The following is a 14,570-nucleotide window of genomic DNA, read 5'->3' as shown; positions in this document are numbered from 1 at the left end:
CGTTCCAGGCTGCCGGTTCGAGCGGCCGGCACGGGCGCCGGTCGCTCATCGCCGGTCTTTTGGGGGCCGGCCGAGGTCGGGGGCGCGCAGCGGCGCGGGCCCGTATTCACGAATCGTTCGTCCTAAAGATGGCACCCGCCCGGCCGCAAGGGGAGGGGCGCGACAGAGTGTGGATGGCGGGGGCCGAGGCGGAGGGAGGCGGCGCGGACTCCTACACCCGCTCCGGCATCGCGACTCGGCGGCCGGCCGCCTCGGGGCGGGGCAGCATGGCGTGCGAGGCCTTCATCTCGGCGAGCCGGCTGGCGATCAGCGGCGGGGCCGGGGCGGCGCGGGCGGCGTCCATGTCGACATGCAGGGCCATCACCTCCAGGGTGGCGGCCATGTACCCGTCGTGGGCGTGGAAGAGCTGCTCGAAATAGTGCAGCCGCTTGGCGTCGTGATCGAGGAGCTGGAAGGTTGCGCGCACCGCGTCCCCGGCCTTCAGCTCCCGCAGGTAGCGCACGTGGGTCTCGGCCGTGTAATACGAATGGCGCTGCCGGTCGACATAGTCGGTGCCGGCGCCGATCAGCGCCAGAACCTCGTCGGCGGCGCGATCGAACAGCACGTTGTAGTAGGCCATGTTGAGGTGGCCGTTGTAGTCGATCCAGTCCGGCTCGACCCGCATGACGGACGAGACGAACGGAGCGAAGAACACCGGCTTCAGGTCGGCATGGTCGAGCATGATGTTCATCGGATCAGTATGGCAGCGAATCATGACGAAGTCGCGAGCCCGTGTCCGCGTCGCGACGCTGCATCGCACACCCCGGAAGGCAGCCCAGCGCCCATGAGTCCGCTCGCCACGCCGCCCCTCCCCACTGCTCCTGCCGCGGCGCCGCTGCGGCCGTTGCGTTCCGCCGTCGAGTCCGTGATCGCCACGCTGGCGCAGGAATTCGGCCCGAGCCTCGTCACCACCGCGGCGGCCACCCGGGAGCAGCACGGCAACACGGCGAGCTGGCTGCCGAGCGAGGCGCCCGATGCCGTCGTCTTTCCGCAATGCACGGCCGATGTTCAAAAGATCGTGCGGATCTGTGCGGCGGCCGGCGTTCCGATCGTCCCGTTCGGCACCGGCACGTCGCTCGAAGGTCAGGTCAACGCGCCGTTCGGCGGCATCTGCGTCGACACTCGCGACATGAACACGGTGTTGGCCGTCCACGCCGAGGATCTCGACGTGGTGGTCGAGCCCGGCGTCACCCGCAAGCAGCTCAACGAGTATCTGCGCGACCAGGGCCTGTTCTTCCCGCTCGACCCCGGGGCCGACGCGGCGCTCGGCGGCATGGCGGCCACCCGCTGCTCCGGCACCAACGCGGTGCGCTACGGCACCATGAAGGACGTGACGCTGGCCCTGAAGGTGGTGCTGGCGAACGGCGAGCTGATGACCACGGGCACGCGGGCCAAGAAGTCGGCGGCCGGCTACGACCTCACCCGGTTGTTCGTCGGCTCCGAGGGCACGCTCGGCATCATCACCGAGCTGACCCTGAAGCTGCACGGCATCCCGGAGGCGATCGCCGGCGGCATCTGCCCGTTCCCGACCGTCGAGGCGGCCTGCAACGCGGTGATCACCACCATCCAGACCGGCATCCCGGTCGCCCGCATCGAGCTGCTCGACCAGCTCCAGGTGAAGGCCGTCAACGCCTATTCGAAGCTCGAGCTGCCGGAGGTGCCGCTGCTGCTGGTCGAGTTCCACGGCAGCGAGGCCGGCGTCGCCGAGCAGGCGGCACAGTTCGGCGACATCGCGGAAGAGCTCGGCGGCGGCCCGTTCGACTGGGCGACCCGTCCGGAGGATCGCACCCGCCTGTGGCAGGCCCGGCACGACGCCTACTGGGCGGCCGGCGCCTTGCGCCGCGGCACCAAGTCGGTGGCGAGCGACGTCTGCGTGCCGATCTCGCGCCTCGCCGAATGCGTGGTGGCGACCCAGGCGGACATCGCGGCGTCGAACCTGGTCGCGCCGATCGTCGGCCATGTCGGCGACGGCAACTTCCATCTCGGCCTCTTGGTCGACATGGACGACGCCGACGAGGTGCATCGCGCCAAGGCGCTGCTGGAACGCCTGGTCGAGCGGGCGCTCGCCATGGACGGCACCTGCACGGGCGAGCACGGGGTCGGGCAGGGCAAGATGAAGTACCTGAAGGCCGAGCTCGGCGCCCCGGCGCTGGCCGCCATGGCGGCGATCAAGCACGCGCTCGACCCGGCCGGCATCATGAACCCGGGCAAGATCGTGCCAGCGGACGTGGCCTGACCCGACGTCGCCGACCTGGGTGCACAAGGCACGCTGCGTCGTCCCGGGTCGGCGCGCAAGCGCCGCGCCCGGGATCCATAACCCTTGTCTTTCGTGAGCCACTATCGCCGGGCGTATGGATCCCGGGCTCGCGGACCTGCGGTCCGCGCCCCGGGGTGACGACTTCTGCAAAGTCGCCCGCAAGCGGGTATCCCTGTGCGCCGCGCCCGGGACACGAAGCCTCCTTCGGCCGCAACGCTTGCCGGCAAAGTGGCGTAGCGACATATAATCGCCGCCGATTCCCGCGAGAGTTCGAGTCCGGGGGGCCTCGACTCCGTGACGCGCGACGGCGGTGCTCGTCGTGCCGGGACAGCCATGGTGCCGTCCGATGGCGGTGACGCCGTCACGACGCGAGCGGGACGTCCTCGGGCAGCGGTCCGGAGCGCTTTCGGTGCAGACCACCCTTCTCGGCCTGGCAATGGCGATGATCCTGGCGCTGGTGACGGCGCTGGTCGGGCCGCATTTCGTCGATTGGGACGGGTTTCGCGACAGCATCGAGGCGGAGGCGACCCGGGCCGTGGGGACGCCGGTCGCCGTCACCGGGCCGATCGACGTCCGCCTCCTGCCCAACCCGTCGCTCGAGCTGAAGAGCGTCGCGCTCGCCACCGGCGGCGTGCGGATGAGCGCGCGCGGCATGCGGGTCGAGCTGGCGCTCGGCGCGCTCATGCGCGGCCAGTGGAGGATCTCCGAGCTCAGCCTCGATTCGCCCCAGCTCGATCTCGCGCTCGACGCCGCCGGCCGCGTGCGTGGCGGCGCGCTGCCGTCCGGCTTCGATCCGGACGTCCTCTCGGTCGAGCGTCTCGTCGTCGAGAACGGCCGCGCCGTGCTGACCGATCCGAACGCCGGCGGCACCGTCACGCTCGACACCGTCTCGTTCAAGGGCGATCTGCGCTCGCTCGCCGGGCCGCTGCGCGGCGAGGGCGCCTTCGTCGCCGGCGGCCGCGTCTACGGTGTCCGGGTCGGCGCCGGCCGGGCCGGCGCCGACGGCGGCGTGCGGCTGCGCCTCAACATCGATCCGCTCGACCAGCCCGTCGCGATCGAGACCGACGGCACGCTGTGGCTCGTCGGCGCCCCGCGCTACGAGGGCAATCTCGTCCTCTCGCGTCCCCCCGGCGCCGCGCTCGGCGCCGCGGCGGGGCGCGACCGTGCGCCGTGGCGCGTCGCCGGCAAGGTCGAGGCGACGTCGTCGCGCGTCAAACTCGCCCAGGCCGAGGTGACCTACGGGGCGGAGGAGCGCGCCGTCCGGCTCGCCGGTTCGGCCGATCTGGTGCTCGGCCGCTTCCCGCGGCTCGACCTGTCCGTCGTCGGCCGGCACGTCGATCTGGATCGCCTCGACGGCGCCGCCCCCGCGGCGGCGTGGCCGCAGGCGGCGGGGCCGGCCGCGCTGCCCGACGTGCTGCGCCGCCTCGCCGGCGCCATCGCGCCGCCGCTGCCGGTCGCGGCGACCGTCGAGGTCGATCAGCTCGTCGCCGGCGGCACGGTGTATCAGACCCTCCGGGGCCGGCTGGCGACGACCGCCGAGGGGATCACGCTCGACGGCGTCGAGCTGCGCCTCCCGGGCCTGACCCAGCTTCGCCTCGCCGGCATGCTGCGTCCGAGCGGCCCCGATCTCGCCTTCGCCGGTCCCGTGAGTCTCGAATCGAACGACCCGCGGGCGCTCGGCGCCTGGATCGAGGGCCGCGCCGACACCGGCAAGGACAGGCCGCTCGGCGTGCTGCGCGCCAAGGGGGACGTCGCGCTCGACCGCGACCGCATCGCAGCCGACGGCCTGTCGGTCACCATCGACCGCAGGACCGTCGAGGGGCGCATCGCCTACACGCGCGCCGCCGCCGGCCGGCCGTCGCGGCTCGAGGCCGATGTCCGGTCGGCGGAGGTCGATCTCGACGGCGCCGTCGCGCTGGTCGGCGAGGCGTTCGCCGGCAGCCGGATCGGCTGGCCCGGCGAGGCGACCATCGGGGTGGCGGCCGGCAAGGTCGCCTGGGGCCGGCTCGCCGCCGAGCGGGTCGAGGCGCGGGTCGGCTACGGCAAGGACGGGCTGACCATCGAGCGCCTTGCGGTCGGCGACCTGCGCGGTGCGACGCTCACCGGCGCCGGCCGCATCGACACCTCGATCACGGCCCCGCAGGGCGCCGTCACGCTCGACGTCAAGGCGCCGCGCACCGACGCGCTGCTCGGGCTTCTCGACGAGGTCGCGCCCGAGCAGGCGCGCGCGCTGCGCCGTTACGCCGCCGCGCTGGGCGCCGCCGAACTGCGTGCCCGCCTCGACGTCGCACCCGCCCTGCACGATCCGGCCGCGCCGAACGCCAAGCGCTCGACCGCGAGCCTGTCGGTCGACGGCCGGCTCGGGACCATCCGGCTGGCGCTGTCGGCCGGCGCCACCGGCGATCCGGCCGATCCGACCAAGGCGCAGGTGCGGCTCGACGGCACCGTCGAGGCCAAGGAGGGCGCCGCGCTCGCCGCCCTCACCGGGCTCGACCGGCTGGTGGCGCTCGACCAGCGCCCGGCCACGGTCGCGCTGTCGGGCGCCGGCCGGCTCGACGGCGAGGTCACGGGCAGGCTCGACGTCGCCTCCGGCGGCCTGTGGGTGTCGGCGACCGGCAACGGCCGGCGCGAGGCCGACGGTCCGTCCGGCCGCGCCGAGGTGACGGTCACGGCCGCCGACGCGCGCGTCCTGGTGCCGGCCGGGGCCGGCCCGGTGCCGCTGTCGCTGCACACGAGGCTCACGCTGTCGGGGCCGGATCTGCGCCTCGACGACCTCGCCGGCCGGCTCGCCGGGGCGAGCCTGAAGGGCCATCTCGGCGTGCATCTCGCCGAGCCGCGCGCCGTGACGGGCCGCATCGCGACCAGTGACCTCGACGTGGCGCCGCTCGTCGCCGCGCTCGCCGGCGCGGCGCGCCGGCCGGTGCCCACCGCCCGTGACGCGGGTGGGCGCGACGCTCCGCCCCGTGACGCCGCCCCGTGGTCGGCCGAGCCGTTCGGCCGACCCGGCTTCGCCGACCTGTTCGGGCGGGTCGAGGTCGAGGCGGACCGGGCCACGCTGCTGCCCGGCTTGGTGGCTCGCGATCTGCGCACCGCGGTGCGCTTCGACGGCTATGCCGTGGCCGTCGAGGAGGCGCGCGGGCGGCTCGCCGACGGCGGCCTGTCGTTCGACGCCGAGCTGCGCCAGGTGCCGATGGGCCTGTCGCTGCGCACTCGGCTGGCGCTCGCCGACGCCGACCTTTCGGCGCTCGTCCTGGGCAGCGGCAAGGCTCCGCCCGCGACCGGGCGCGTCTCCGTTTCGGCCGAGCTCGACGGGATCGGCCTCAGCCCGGCCGCGCTGGTCGGCGCCCTGCACGGCAGCGGCGCCGTCACGGTCACGGACGTCCAGCTCGCCGGGCTCGATCCCAAGGCGGTCGACGCCGGCATCGCGGCGGTCGAGCGCGGCCTGCCGTTGGAGCGGCTCGCCGGCTGGCTCGGCCCGGCGCTCGAGGGCGGCCGGCTGACGGTCGCCAAGGCGGGCGGCGCCGTCTCGGTGGTCGACGGCCGGGTGCGCCTCGGCCCCATGGAGACGACCGCCGACGGCACCGACGTGACGCTCACGGCAGCCTTCGATCTCGCCGCCGACGCGCTCGACGCGCGGATCACGCTGACCGGGCCGGGGCGCGAGGACGCGCCCGGCGGCCGCCGGCCCGAGCTCGGCATCGCCTTGCGCGGGCCGTGGGCGGCACCGAAGCGCAGCGTCGACACCAACGCGCTGGTGACCTGGGTGACGCTGCGCACCGTCGAGCAGGAGGCGAAGCGCCTGGAGATCGCCGAGCGCGAGGCCAAGCGCCGCGAGGCACTCGCCGAGGCGGAGCGCGCCCGGCTGGAGAAGGACCGGCAGGAGCGGGCCGAGCGTGAGCGTCTCGCCCGCGAGGCGGCGGCGCGCGAGCGTGTCGCCAGGGAGGCGAGGGACGCGGCGGCCCGCGAGGCGGCCGCGCGTGAGGCGGCCGCCCGTGACGCAGCCGCCCGCGAGGCGGCGGCGCGGCCGGTCGTCGGCCGGCCGGAGGCTCCGCGGTTGGACGGCGACCCGGCATCGACCGCCAGCGCGCCGCCGCGCGGGCCGGCTTCGACCTCCGGCCTGTCGCCGCGACCGGCGCCTTCGGCGACCGTCCAGCCGAGCGCGCCGGCGCCGGGCTCGACCGCGTCCGCGGCGCCGCCCCGACAGGCCGGGGAGAGTCCGCCGGCGCTGCCGCCGCCGATCGAGATTCGCAGCCAACCGGTGGTCCGTTCGGCGGCTCCGGCCGGCGATGCCGGGGCGGGCATGGCCGGTCAGGCGTCGGCCGGGCCGCCTGCCGCCGCGCGGCCGTCGCGCCCGTCCAACGCACAGGCACAGCCGCAGCCCGAGGCGCCGTCCCCGGTGCGCTCGCTGATGAAGCAGCTCTTCAATTTTCAGTGAGAAACGACGTAGATCGCCGCCTCGGTCCGCGGACCGAGGCAGGGATCGTCAGACGGAGGTACTCCGTGACCGCGAGCGTCGGCTCGTGGACAATGTCGCACCGAAGCCGATCAGCTCGCTCGCATCGCCGTAGGGGCAGGCCGCTCGCTGGTCTCGTGGCCGCCGCTGCCGGAGGCGGTTCCGGCGCCGCCGGTGCGATAGTGATCGAGCACGAACAGCCGGATCGCCGACGACAGATTGCCGTGGCGACGTTCGGAATCGATCATCGACACCAGATCGGAGAGCGTGACGTGCCGGGCGCTGGCGATCTCCTTGAGCGCCTTCCAGAAGGCGTCTTCGAGGCTGACGCTCGTCTTGTGGCCGGCGATCACGATCGAGCGCTTCACGACTGGGGACTTCATTCACCCTCTCCCGTCTCGAGGCGATGCTGGTCGAGCGCGCGGCTTGTCTTTTCCTTCCGGGCCGCGAGCACCGTCCGTTCCGCCTTCGGCATCCCATGAAGAACACGGTTCTGCCCCGCGCGTTCCGCCGCTTCTTCGCGGTCCTTGCGTTTTCGCACTTTGCGCAGATTGACGATTTCGCCCATGGCGGTCTCCTTTCGGGGGTCTGTCCGGCCGATCCGGTCCGGCGGAGGGGCGACGGACCGAAGCGACCGAAAGGAGGGAGCCCGCGCGAGACTCGCGACGGACCCGGCCGACTATACGGCATTCCCGCCGGATTTGTTTCGGTGGTCGTGTCGCAGCCGGGTGATGCCGGGCGGGCGATGCCGAACGGGTGATGCGGTGCAAGAATGCACGGCCGTCGGGGCCGGGTCGAGAGCCCCTTGCAGATCACGACGACGCGCGGCGCGTCGTCAATCCGGCCGCGTCATCGCGCGCGGCTCGATCAGCCGGTCGAACTCCTCGGCCGTGACATGGCCGAGCCGGATCGCCGCCTCGCGCAGCGTGGTGCCGCTCGCATGCGCGGTCTTGGCGATCGCCGCCGCCTTCTCGTAGCCGATCGACGGGGCCAGCGCCGTCACCAGCATCAGCGAGCGGCTCATCAGGTCGGCGATCCGACCTTCGTTCGCCCGGATGCCGACGACGCAGTTGTCGGCGAAGGAGCGCGCCGCGTCGGTGATCAGCCGCACCGACTGGAGGAGGGCGAGCGCGATCACCGGCTTGAACACGTTCAGCTCGAAATGACCCTGGCTCGCCGCCGTCGTGATGGTGGTCTGGTTGCCGAAGACCTGGCAGCACACCATGGTCACGGCCTCGCTCTGGGTCGGGTTGACCTTGCCGGGCATGATCGACGAGCCGGGCTCGTTCTCGGGCAGCACGATCTCGCCGAGGCCGGAGCGCGGCCCGCTGGCGAGCAGGCGGATGTCGTTGGCGATCTTGAACAGGGCGGTCGCGGCCGCCGCGACGGCGCCGTGCACGAAGACGACGGCGTCGTGCGCGGCGAGCGCCTCGAACTTGTTCGGCGCGCTGGTGAACGGATGGCCCGTGAGGGCCGCCATCTTGCGCGCGAAGAGGTCCGGGAAGGCGGCCGGGGCGTTGAGGCCGGTGCCGACCGCGGTGCCGCCTTGGGCGAGCGGGTAGAGCTCGCGCAGCGCCGTCTCGATGCGGGCCACCGCCGATCCGATCTGGGCGACGTAGCCGGAGAACTCCTGGCCGAGCGTCAGCGGCACGGCGTCCTGCAGATGCGTGCGGCCGATCTTGACGATCGGCTCGAAGGCCGTCGCCTTCTCCTCCAATGCGGCCTCGAGATGGGCGAGCGCCGGCAAGAGCCGCTCGGCGATCTCCGCGACGGCGGCGACGTGGATGGCGGTCGGCACGCTGTCGTTGGACGACTGGCTCATGTTGACGTGATCGTTGGGATGCGTGGGCGCCTTGGCGCCGAGCCCGGCGCCGAGGATCTCGTTCGCCCGGTTGGCGATCACCTCGTTGACGTTCATGTTGGTCTGGGTGCCCGACCCGGTCTGCCACACGACCAGCGGGAAATGGTCGTCGAAGCGGCCGGCCACGACCTCGTCGGCGGCCGTGACGATCGCCTGCGCGATCTCCGGGGCCAGCAGGCCGAGATCGCGGTTGGTCTCGGCCGCGACCCGCTTCACCCGCGCCAGCGCCCGGATCAGCGGCAGCGGGATGCGCTCCTCGCCGATGCGGAAGTTGCGGCGCGACCGCTCGGTCTGGGCGCCCCAGTAGCGGTCGGCCGGGACCGCGATTGGACCGAACGTGTCGGTCTCGGTGCGGGTCGGGCCGGACGGGCGAGGGGGGGCGGTGCCGGACGGGATTTTGGACGCGGTTGCGGCTTCGGCGTCGGGCTCGGTGCGTGCTGCGGTCATGGCGCCCTCCTGACCCGACGACAGACCCGGCCCACGGTCGATGGTTCCGCCCGCGGCGGGCAAGGAAATGGCCGATCCGTCCTGTCGCCGAGATCTATTTCTTGCGGAAGCGGTCGAGCCGCACCACCTCGCCGCCACCGGCCGGCTTGTCGGGCGGCGGATCGCCGCCGGCGTCGGCGGTCGGGTTGGCCGGGGTCGGCAGCGGCTCGGGTGCCGGCGGCGGGGTCCACTTCTGCACGGCCGGGCGCAGGGTGGCCGGCGCCTTGCCGACCGTGTCGCTCGCCTCGTCCTCCGGCGCCTCGGCCTCGAGCTCCGACTGCACGGCGAATTCGAGCCCGAACTGGACCGACGGATCGAAGAAGCCCTTCACGGCGGTGAGCGGAACCACCAGCCGCTCCGGGATGCCGTTGAACGACAGGCCGACCTCGAAACCGTCCTCGGTGACCGTGAGATCCCAGAACTGGTGCTGAAGGACGATCGTCATCTCGGTCGGGTACTGCGCGAGCAGCCGCGGCGACAGCTTCACGCCGGGCGCCCGGGTGTCGAAGCTGACGTAGAAATGGTGCTCGCCGGGCAGCCCCTTGGCGGCGGCGTCGGCCAGGACGGTGCGCACGACCCCGCGCAGCGCGTTCTGGGTGAGGATGTCGTAACGGATGTAATCGGTCGGCATGTCGAACCTTCGGGCGCCCTCGACTCGCCGCATCGTAGGCGCCGCGCCGCTCGAACGCCACCCGCGCGGGCCGCGCCCCGGATGGGCGGTCCACAGCGGCGGAATTCGACCGGATCGGCGCCCGCCGAACCAAGCACATGCGTCAGCAGCGAGCCGGTCGAAAATGGAAGTGGAGGCTTCTGTTGCCAGGTGCCTCCGAACCCCGCCTGCCGGTGCTACCCGTCAGGGCTTGAAGATCGGTCTTTCAAACCGCTTACGCGGCCTGAGCAACCGGAGCATAGTTGTCGTTGGCAACTATTGCAGTGGCCCGATAACGGCGGAACCATGCCGGGCAAAAGCGCGTCCTTTACGCCCTCGTCGATCCTGTTTCGCCCCCGCCGGAGCCCAGGGGGCACGGCCTGACGGCCGTGGCTGGGCTCGGGTGGAGGCGCCGGGTACCGCCCCCGGGTCCGAAAGGTTTATTACGACGGCCATTTATCGCCATAGCCGGCAAGCCGGCACGGCCAATATAGGGGCGTCGCGCCCGCAACGGAAGAGCCGTGGGGCGATCGGACGGCCGGCCGGCGCCGCGTGTCCGTGATGTGCGCCGAATCGGCGACGATCGCCGGCCGCGCCGGGGTGCGCCGTGCCGGGCGCCGCGGCGCCGGCGGCCCGCCGCGGTCGCCTGGGCGATCGAACCGGCTCCGGGCCGCTTTGCATACAGAGTACGGTGCGAGCAGTCCCGACGTCGGTCGCCGGCCGGATCCACCGGGCGCGCCCGACCGCGGCGATCGAAGCCGCGGTCGTGTTTCGCGTCGAGAAACGCACCGTCGCACGGTCCGGCGTCGAACTCGCGTTCCGCGCGCGCTCCCGATCTCAGGGGTTGCCGGGCGCGTCACGTGAATGGTGCGGTGCGATAAGCTCCGAAGCGCAATGCAGGAGACGCCGTCCCGGCATGCAGATTATCGGCTGGACCGCGCCGGACGCCGCGACCGGGCGCAACCGTGGCGGATGGAATCGGCGACTTCGTCCGATAAATGCTGCATCCGCGTCGGCCGAGGCGCCGAGTCGACCTCGGTTTATTTTGCTTCCGCAATTCACAAAACGGCCATCGTGTGCTTCCTGCCGCGTGCGGCCTTATGGTAGGAGACGTCGACTTTCGGCGGGTGGTGTCTCCTCGAGCGAGCATGGAGGGTTTGATGTCCGAGGGCGTACAAGCGTCGTCGCAGGGATCCGTCGAACAGAAACGAACCGTGATGTCCGTCGCGGCGCCGCTGTTGATCGGCCTCCTCGCGATCGGCGGCTATTTCAGAACCCCGGCCGCGGCGCCGCTGATCGCCGACGTCCTGCTGTTCACGGGCATCGCGCTGGTCGCCTTCGCGGCGGCGCTCCTGCTGTTGCGCCTGCCGGTGCGTGATCCGCGCGACTATTACGGCGGCCTCGTCCTGTTCGGGCTCGCGCTGTTCATGTTGTGGGCCGGCAGCGATCTGCCCGGCACCCGCGGCTTCGCCTTCGGCCCCGGCACCGGGCCGCGCATCTTCGCCTCCGTGCTCGCCGGGCTCAGCCTGATCGTCATGATCGTCGGCATGTTCGCGCAGGGCCCCGGGCTCGAACGCTACGCCTGGCGCGGGCCGTTCTTCCTCACCGTCGGCACGCTCGTCTTCGCCGTGATGATCCGGCAGTTCGGGCTCGTCATCGCGACGTTCGCGAGCTTGGTCACGGTGGCCGCGGGCAGCTCCGAGTCGCGGGTGATCGAGACCCTGATCTGGTCCGCCGTGCTCACCGGGTTCGCCGTGCTCGTCTTCCCGATCGCACTCAGCCTTCCGTTGCAGTTGTGGCCGTCGCCCAACCTGTCGTTCTCGACCTTCATGAACTTCCGCTGAGCGCGCGAGCGCCGACTCGAGAGACCCACACATGACGGATCTGCTCGCTAATCTCGCCTTGGGGTTCGGCGTGGCGTTCTCGCCCGCCAATCTCGCCTTCTGCATGATCGGCACGTTGGTCGGCACCTTGATCGGAGTTCTGCCCGGCGTCGGACCGCTGGCGACCATCGCCATGCTGTTGCCGATCACCTTCGGGCTGCCGCCCGTCGGCGCCCTGATCATGCTGGCCGGCATCTATTACGGCTCGCAGTACGGCGGCTCGACCACGTCGATCCTGGTCAACATCCCGGGCGAGGCGGCCTCGGTGGTGACGACGCTCGACGGCCACCAGATGGCGCTCCAGGGCCGCGCCGGCCCGGCGCTCGCCATCGCGGCGATCGGCTCGTTCTTCGCCGGCTGCGTCGCCACCGTGCTGGTCGCGGCGCTCGGCGCGCCGCTCACCTCGGTGGCGCTGCTGTTCGGACCGGCCGAGTACTTCTCGCTGATGGTGCTCGGCCTGATCTTCGCGGTCGTGCTCGCCAAGGGCTCGGTCGTCAAGGCGCTGTGCATGATTCTGCTCGGCCTGATGCTGTCGATGATCGGCTCCGACATCGAGACCGGCCAGTCTCGCATGTCCTTCGACATCCCCGAGATGGCGGACGGCATCGGCTTCGTCACGGTGGCCATGGGCGTGTTCGGCTTCGCCGAGATCATGCGCAACCTCGAGCACACCTCGTCGCGCGACGTCGTCAACGCCAAGCTGACCGGCCTCATGCCGACCTGGCCGGACCTCAAGGCCTGCGCCCCGGCGATCGGCCGCGGCACGCTGCTCGGCTCCATCCTCGGCATCCTGCCGGGTGGCGGTGCCGTCATCGCGGCCTTCGCGGCCTACACGTTCGAGAAGAAAGTCGCCAAGGATCCGTCGCGCTTCGGCCGCGGCGCCATCGAGGGCGTCGCCTCGCCGGAAAGCGCCAACAACGCCGCCTCGCAGACCTCGTTCATCCCGCTCCTCACCCTCGGCATCCCGCCGAACGCCGTGATGGCCCTGATGGTCGGTGCCATGACGATCCACGGCATCGTCCCGGGCCCCCAGGTGATGACCAAGCAGCCCGAGCTGTTCTGGGGCATGATCGCCTCGATGTGGATCGGCAACGCCATGCTGGTGATCATCAACCTGCCGCTGGTCGGCGTCTGGGTTCGCCTCCTGCGCGTTCCCTACCGCCTGCTCTATCCGGCGATCATGATGTTCTGCTGCATCGGCGTGTACTCGATCAACAACTCGCCCTTCGACGTGCTGATCACGGCGGCGTTCGGGTTGGTCGGCTACTGGCTCGCCAAGCACGACTTCGAGCCGGCCCCGATGCTGCTCGGCTTCGTGCTCGGCCCGCTGATGGAGGAGAATCTCCGCCGCGCCATGCTGATCGCCCGCGGCGATCCGACCACCTTCCTGACCCGGCCGATCTCGGCCGGCCTCCTCGCCCTCGCGACGCTGCTCCTCGTCATCGCGCTTCTGCCGATGATCCGTGCCAAGCGCGAGGAGGTCTTCGTCGAAGAATGATTCGGGTCCGGGCCGCAGGCCCGCCGACCGGAGCACGACACGACAAGCGCCGCGGCCCCGCCGCGGCGCTTCGTCGTTGCGGTCGATCGTCGGCGGAGGCAATCCGACCGCGGGCGCGTCGCTCCCGACAGCCGCCACCGGCTTGGGCCGGGGCGAGCGTGGGCCGCCGGACCGGTGGCCTGCGACAGCCTGCCGCATGGGCCGCGCCCGCCGCGATTCTCTACCAATCGGTGTGAAGCGGACGCGAACGCGAATTTCCTAGATCCAAAGCAGAATTGCGCCGCTGCGCGCCGCGGTGGCATGTGCCGGCTGTGAACGCCTCCGTTCGCTACCGGTTTTGATCTCGAAGTCCTTTCACGCCTGAAAAGCCGACCCAGAGGAACCCAACAAGGAGTCAGTCATGTCTGTGCGCAAGTTGACGGCCCTGCTCGCCGCCGGATGCCTCGTCGCCAGCGCCGGCGCGGCCTTCGCGCAGGGGACGAACGGGTATCCGACCCGCCCGATCACGATGATCGTGCCCTTCGCGGCCGGCGGCCCGACCGACGTGGTCGCCCGCATCGTCGGCGACCACATGTCGAAGACGCTCGGCCAGCAGGTCATCATCGAGAACGTGGTCGGCGCCGGCGGCACCACCGGGGCGACCCGGGCCAAGCGGGCCAACAACGACGGCTACACGGTCATCATGGGCCACATGGGCACCCACGCCGCCGCGGTGCCGCTCTACCCCAACCTCGCCTACGATCCGGCCACCGATTTCGAGCCGATCGGCGTCGCCGCCGGCACCCCGATCCTGATCCTCGCCAAGAAGGATTACCCGGCCAAGGATCTCGCCGAGTTCGTCAAGCACGTGAAGGCGAACTCCGGCACGCTCAACATGGCGCATGCCGGCGTCGGCTCGGTGTCCTACACGACCTGCCTGCTGCTCAACTCGATCCTCGACGTGAAGCCGACCGCGGTTCCCTACAACGGCACCGGCCCGGCCATGAATGCCCTCGTCGGCGGCCAGGTCGACTACATGTGCGACCAGATCGTCAACGTCGTGTCGCAGGTGCAGGGCGGCTCGATCCGCGCCTACGGTATCGCCACTGAGGCCCGCAACCCGGCCCTGCCGAACGTCCCGACCACCACCGAGGCCGGCCTGCCGGAGTACAAGGTCTCGGCCTGGAACGCCGTGTTCGCGCCCAAGGGCACGCCGCAGCCGGTCGTCGACAAGCTCGCCGACGCGCTCGACAAGGCGCTCAACGACGAGACCACCCGCAAGCGCCTGCTCGACCTCGGCAGCGACCTGCCGGAGGGCGATCGCCGCGGCCCGAAGGCCCTCGGCCAGCTCGTCAAGAGCGAGGTCGAGCGGTGGTCGAAGGTGATCAAGGCCGCCGGCCCGGGGAACTGATCCTCGGCTCCGCCGCCGATCGCATCGCGATCCATCCACAGCGCCCGTTCCGCT

At 71.7% G+C, this 14,570-nt stretch carries 10 protein-coding genes and 1 other RNA gene; 5 read left to right on the top strand and 6 right to left on the bottom strand.

Going from position 1 to position 14,570, the window contains the following annotated elements; all coding sequences use genetic code 11:
- Positions 1-211: 211 nt before the first annotated feature.
- The gene (locus tag ACFSOX_RS08565) at positions 212-721 is read right to left on the bottom strand and encodes a thioesterase family protein (RefSeq protein WP_378477384.1); all 510 of its coding nucleotides are present in this window, start codon (positions 719-721) and stop codon (positions 212-214) included.
- Between the two features lie 102 nt (positions 722-823).
- On the opposite strand from ACFSOX_RS08565, the gene ACFSOX_RS08560 reads away from it, so the two are divergent.
- Together ACFSOX_RS08560 and ACFSOX_RS08555 are read left to right on the top strand one after the other, a co-directional pair.
- Positions 824-2,275 carry an FAD-linked oxidase C-terminal domain-containing protein gene (locus ACFSOX_RS08560; RefSeq protein ID WP_378477383.1) on the top strand — a complete coding sequence of 484 codons (1,452 nt, stop codon included), beginning with the start codon at positions 824-826 and terminating at the stop codon, positions 2,273-2,275.
- Positions 2,276-2,705: 430 nt separating this feature from the next.
- A complete protein-coding gene (locus tag ACFSOX_RS08555) occupies positions 2,706-6,731 on the top strand; it encodes an AsmA family protein (RefSeq protein ID WP_378477382.1) in 4,026 nt (1,341 codons plus the stop codon).
- 110 nt (positions 6,732-6,841) lie between these two features.
- Here ACFSOX_RS08555 and ACFSOX_RS08550 read toward each other — a convergent pair whose 3' ends face one another.
- The 5 genes from ACFSOX_RS08550 to ssrA all read right to left on the bottom strand — a co-directional run bounded on the left by ACFSOX_RS08550 (position 6,842) and on the right by ssrA (position 10,265).
- Positions 6,842-7,132 carry a ribbon-helix-helix domain-containing protein gene (locus ACFSOX_RS08550; protein WP_378477381.1) on the bottom strand — a complete coding sequence of 97 codons (291 nt, stop codon included), beginning with the start codon at positions 7,130-7,132 and terminating at the stop codon, positions 6,842-6,844.
- On the bottom strand, positions 7,129-7,317 hold the full coding sequence (locus tag ACFSOX_RS08545; protein WP_378477380.1) for a DUF4169 family protein: 189 nt from the start codon (positions 7,315-7,317) through the stop codon (positions 7,129-7,131). The genes ACFSOX_RS08550 and ACFSOX_RS08545 overlap by 4 nt, the downstream gene beginning before the upstream one ends.
- 267 nt (positions 7,318-7,584) lie before the next feature.
- On the bottom strand, positions 7,585-9,057 hold the full coding sequence (gene fumC / locus ACFSOX_RS08540; protein ID WP_378477379.1) for a class II fumarate hydratase: 1,473 nt from the start codon (positions 9,055-9,057) through the stop codon (positions 7,585-7,587).
- A gap of 94 nt (positions 9,058-9,151) precedes the next feature.
- Positions 9,152-9,727: an SspB family protein gene (locus ACFSOX_RS08535; protein WP_378477378.1), complete on the bottom strand. Its 576-nt coding sequence runs from the start codon at positions 9,725-9,727 to the stop codon at positions 9,152-9,154.
- A 168-nt stretch (positions 9,728-9,895) separates the two neighbouring features.
- Positions 9,896-10,265: a transfer-messenger RNA gene (gene ssrA / locus ACFSOX_RS08530) on the bottom strand.
- 697 nt (positions 10,266-10,962) lie between these two features.
- On the opposite strand from ssrA, the gene ACFSOX_RS08525 reads away from it, so the two are divergent.
- From ACFSOX_RS08525 to ACFSOX_RS08515, 3 genes are all read left to right on the top strand, one after another.
- Entirely contained in the window at positions 10,963-11,589 is a 627-nt protein-coding gene (locus tag ACFSOX_RS08525) for a tripartite tricarboxylate transporter TctB family protein (RefSeq protein WP_378477377.1), read from the top strand.
- 31 nt (positions 11,590-11,620) lie between these two features.
- Positions 11,621-13,126: a tripartite tricarboxylate transporter permease gene (locus ACFSOX_RS08520; RefSeq protein ID WP_378477376.1), complete on the top strand. Its 1,506-nt coding sequence runs from the start codon at positions 11,621-11,623 to the stop codon at positions 13,124-13,126.
- 400 nt (positions 13,127-13,526) lie between these two features.
- On the top strand, positions 13,527-14,516 hold the full coding sequence (locus tag ACFSOX_RS08515) for a tripartite tricarboxylate transporter substrate binding protein BugD (protein ID WP_378477375.1): 990 nt from the start codon (positions 13,527-13,529) through the stop codon (positions 14,514-14,516).
- The last annotated feature ends 54 nt before the right edge of the window (positions 14,517-14,570 follow it).

It is taken from the genome of Rhodoplanes azumiensis (assembly GCF_042682915.1).
Taxonomy (GTDB): Bacteria; Pseudomonadota; Alphaproteobacteria; order Rhizobiales; family Xanthobacteraceae; genus Rhodoplanes; species Rhodoplanes azumiensis.
The sequence above is the reverse complement of the archived record's forward strand: the minus strand, read 5'-3'. Positions and strand labels throughout refer to the sequence as shown.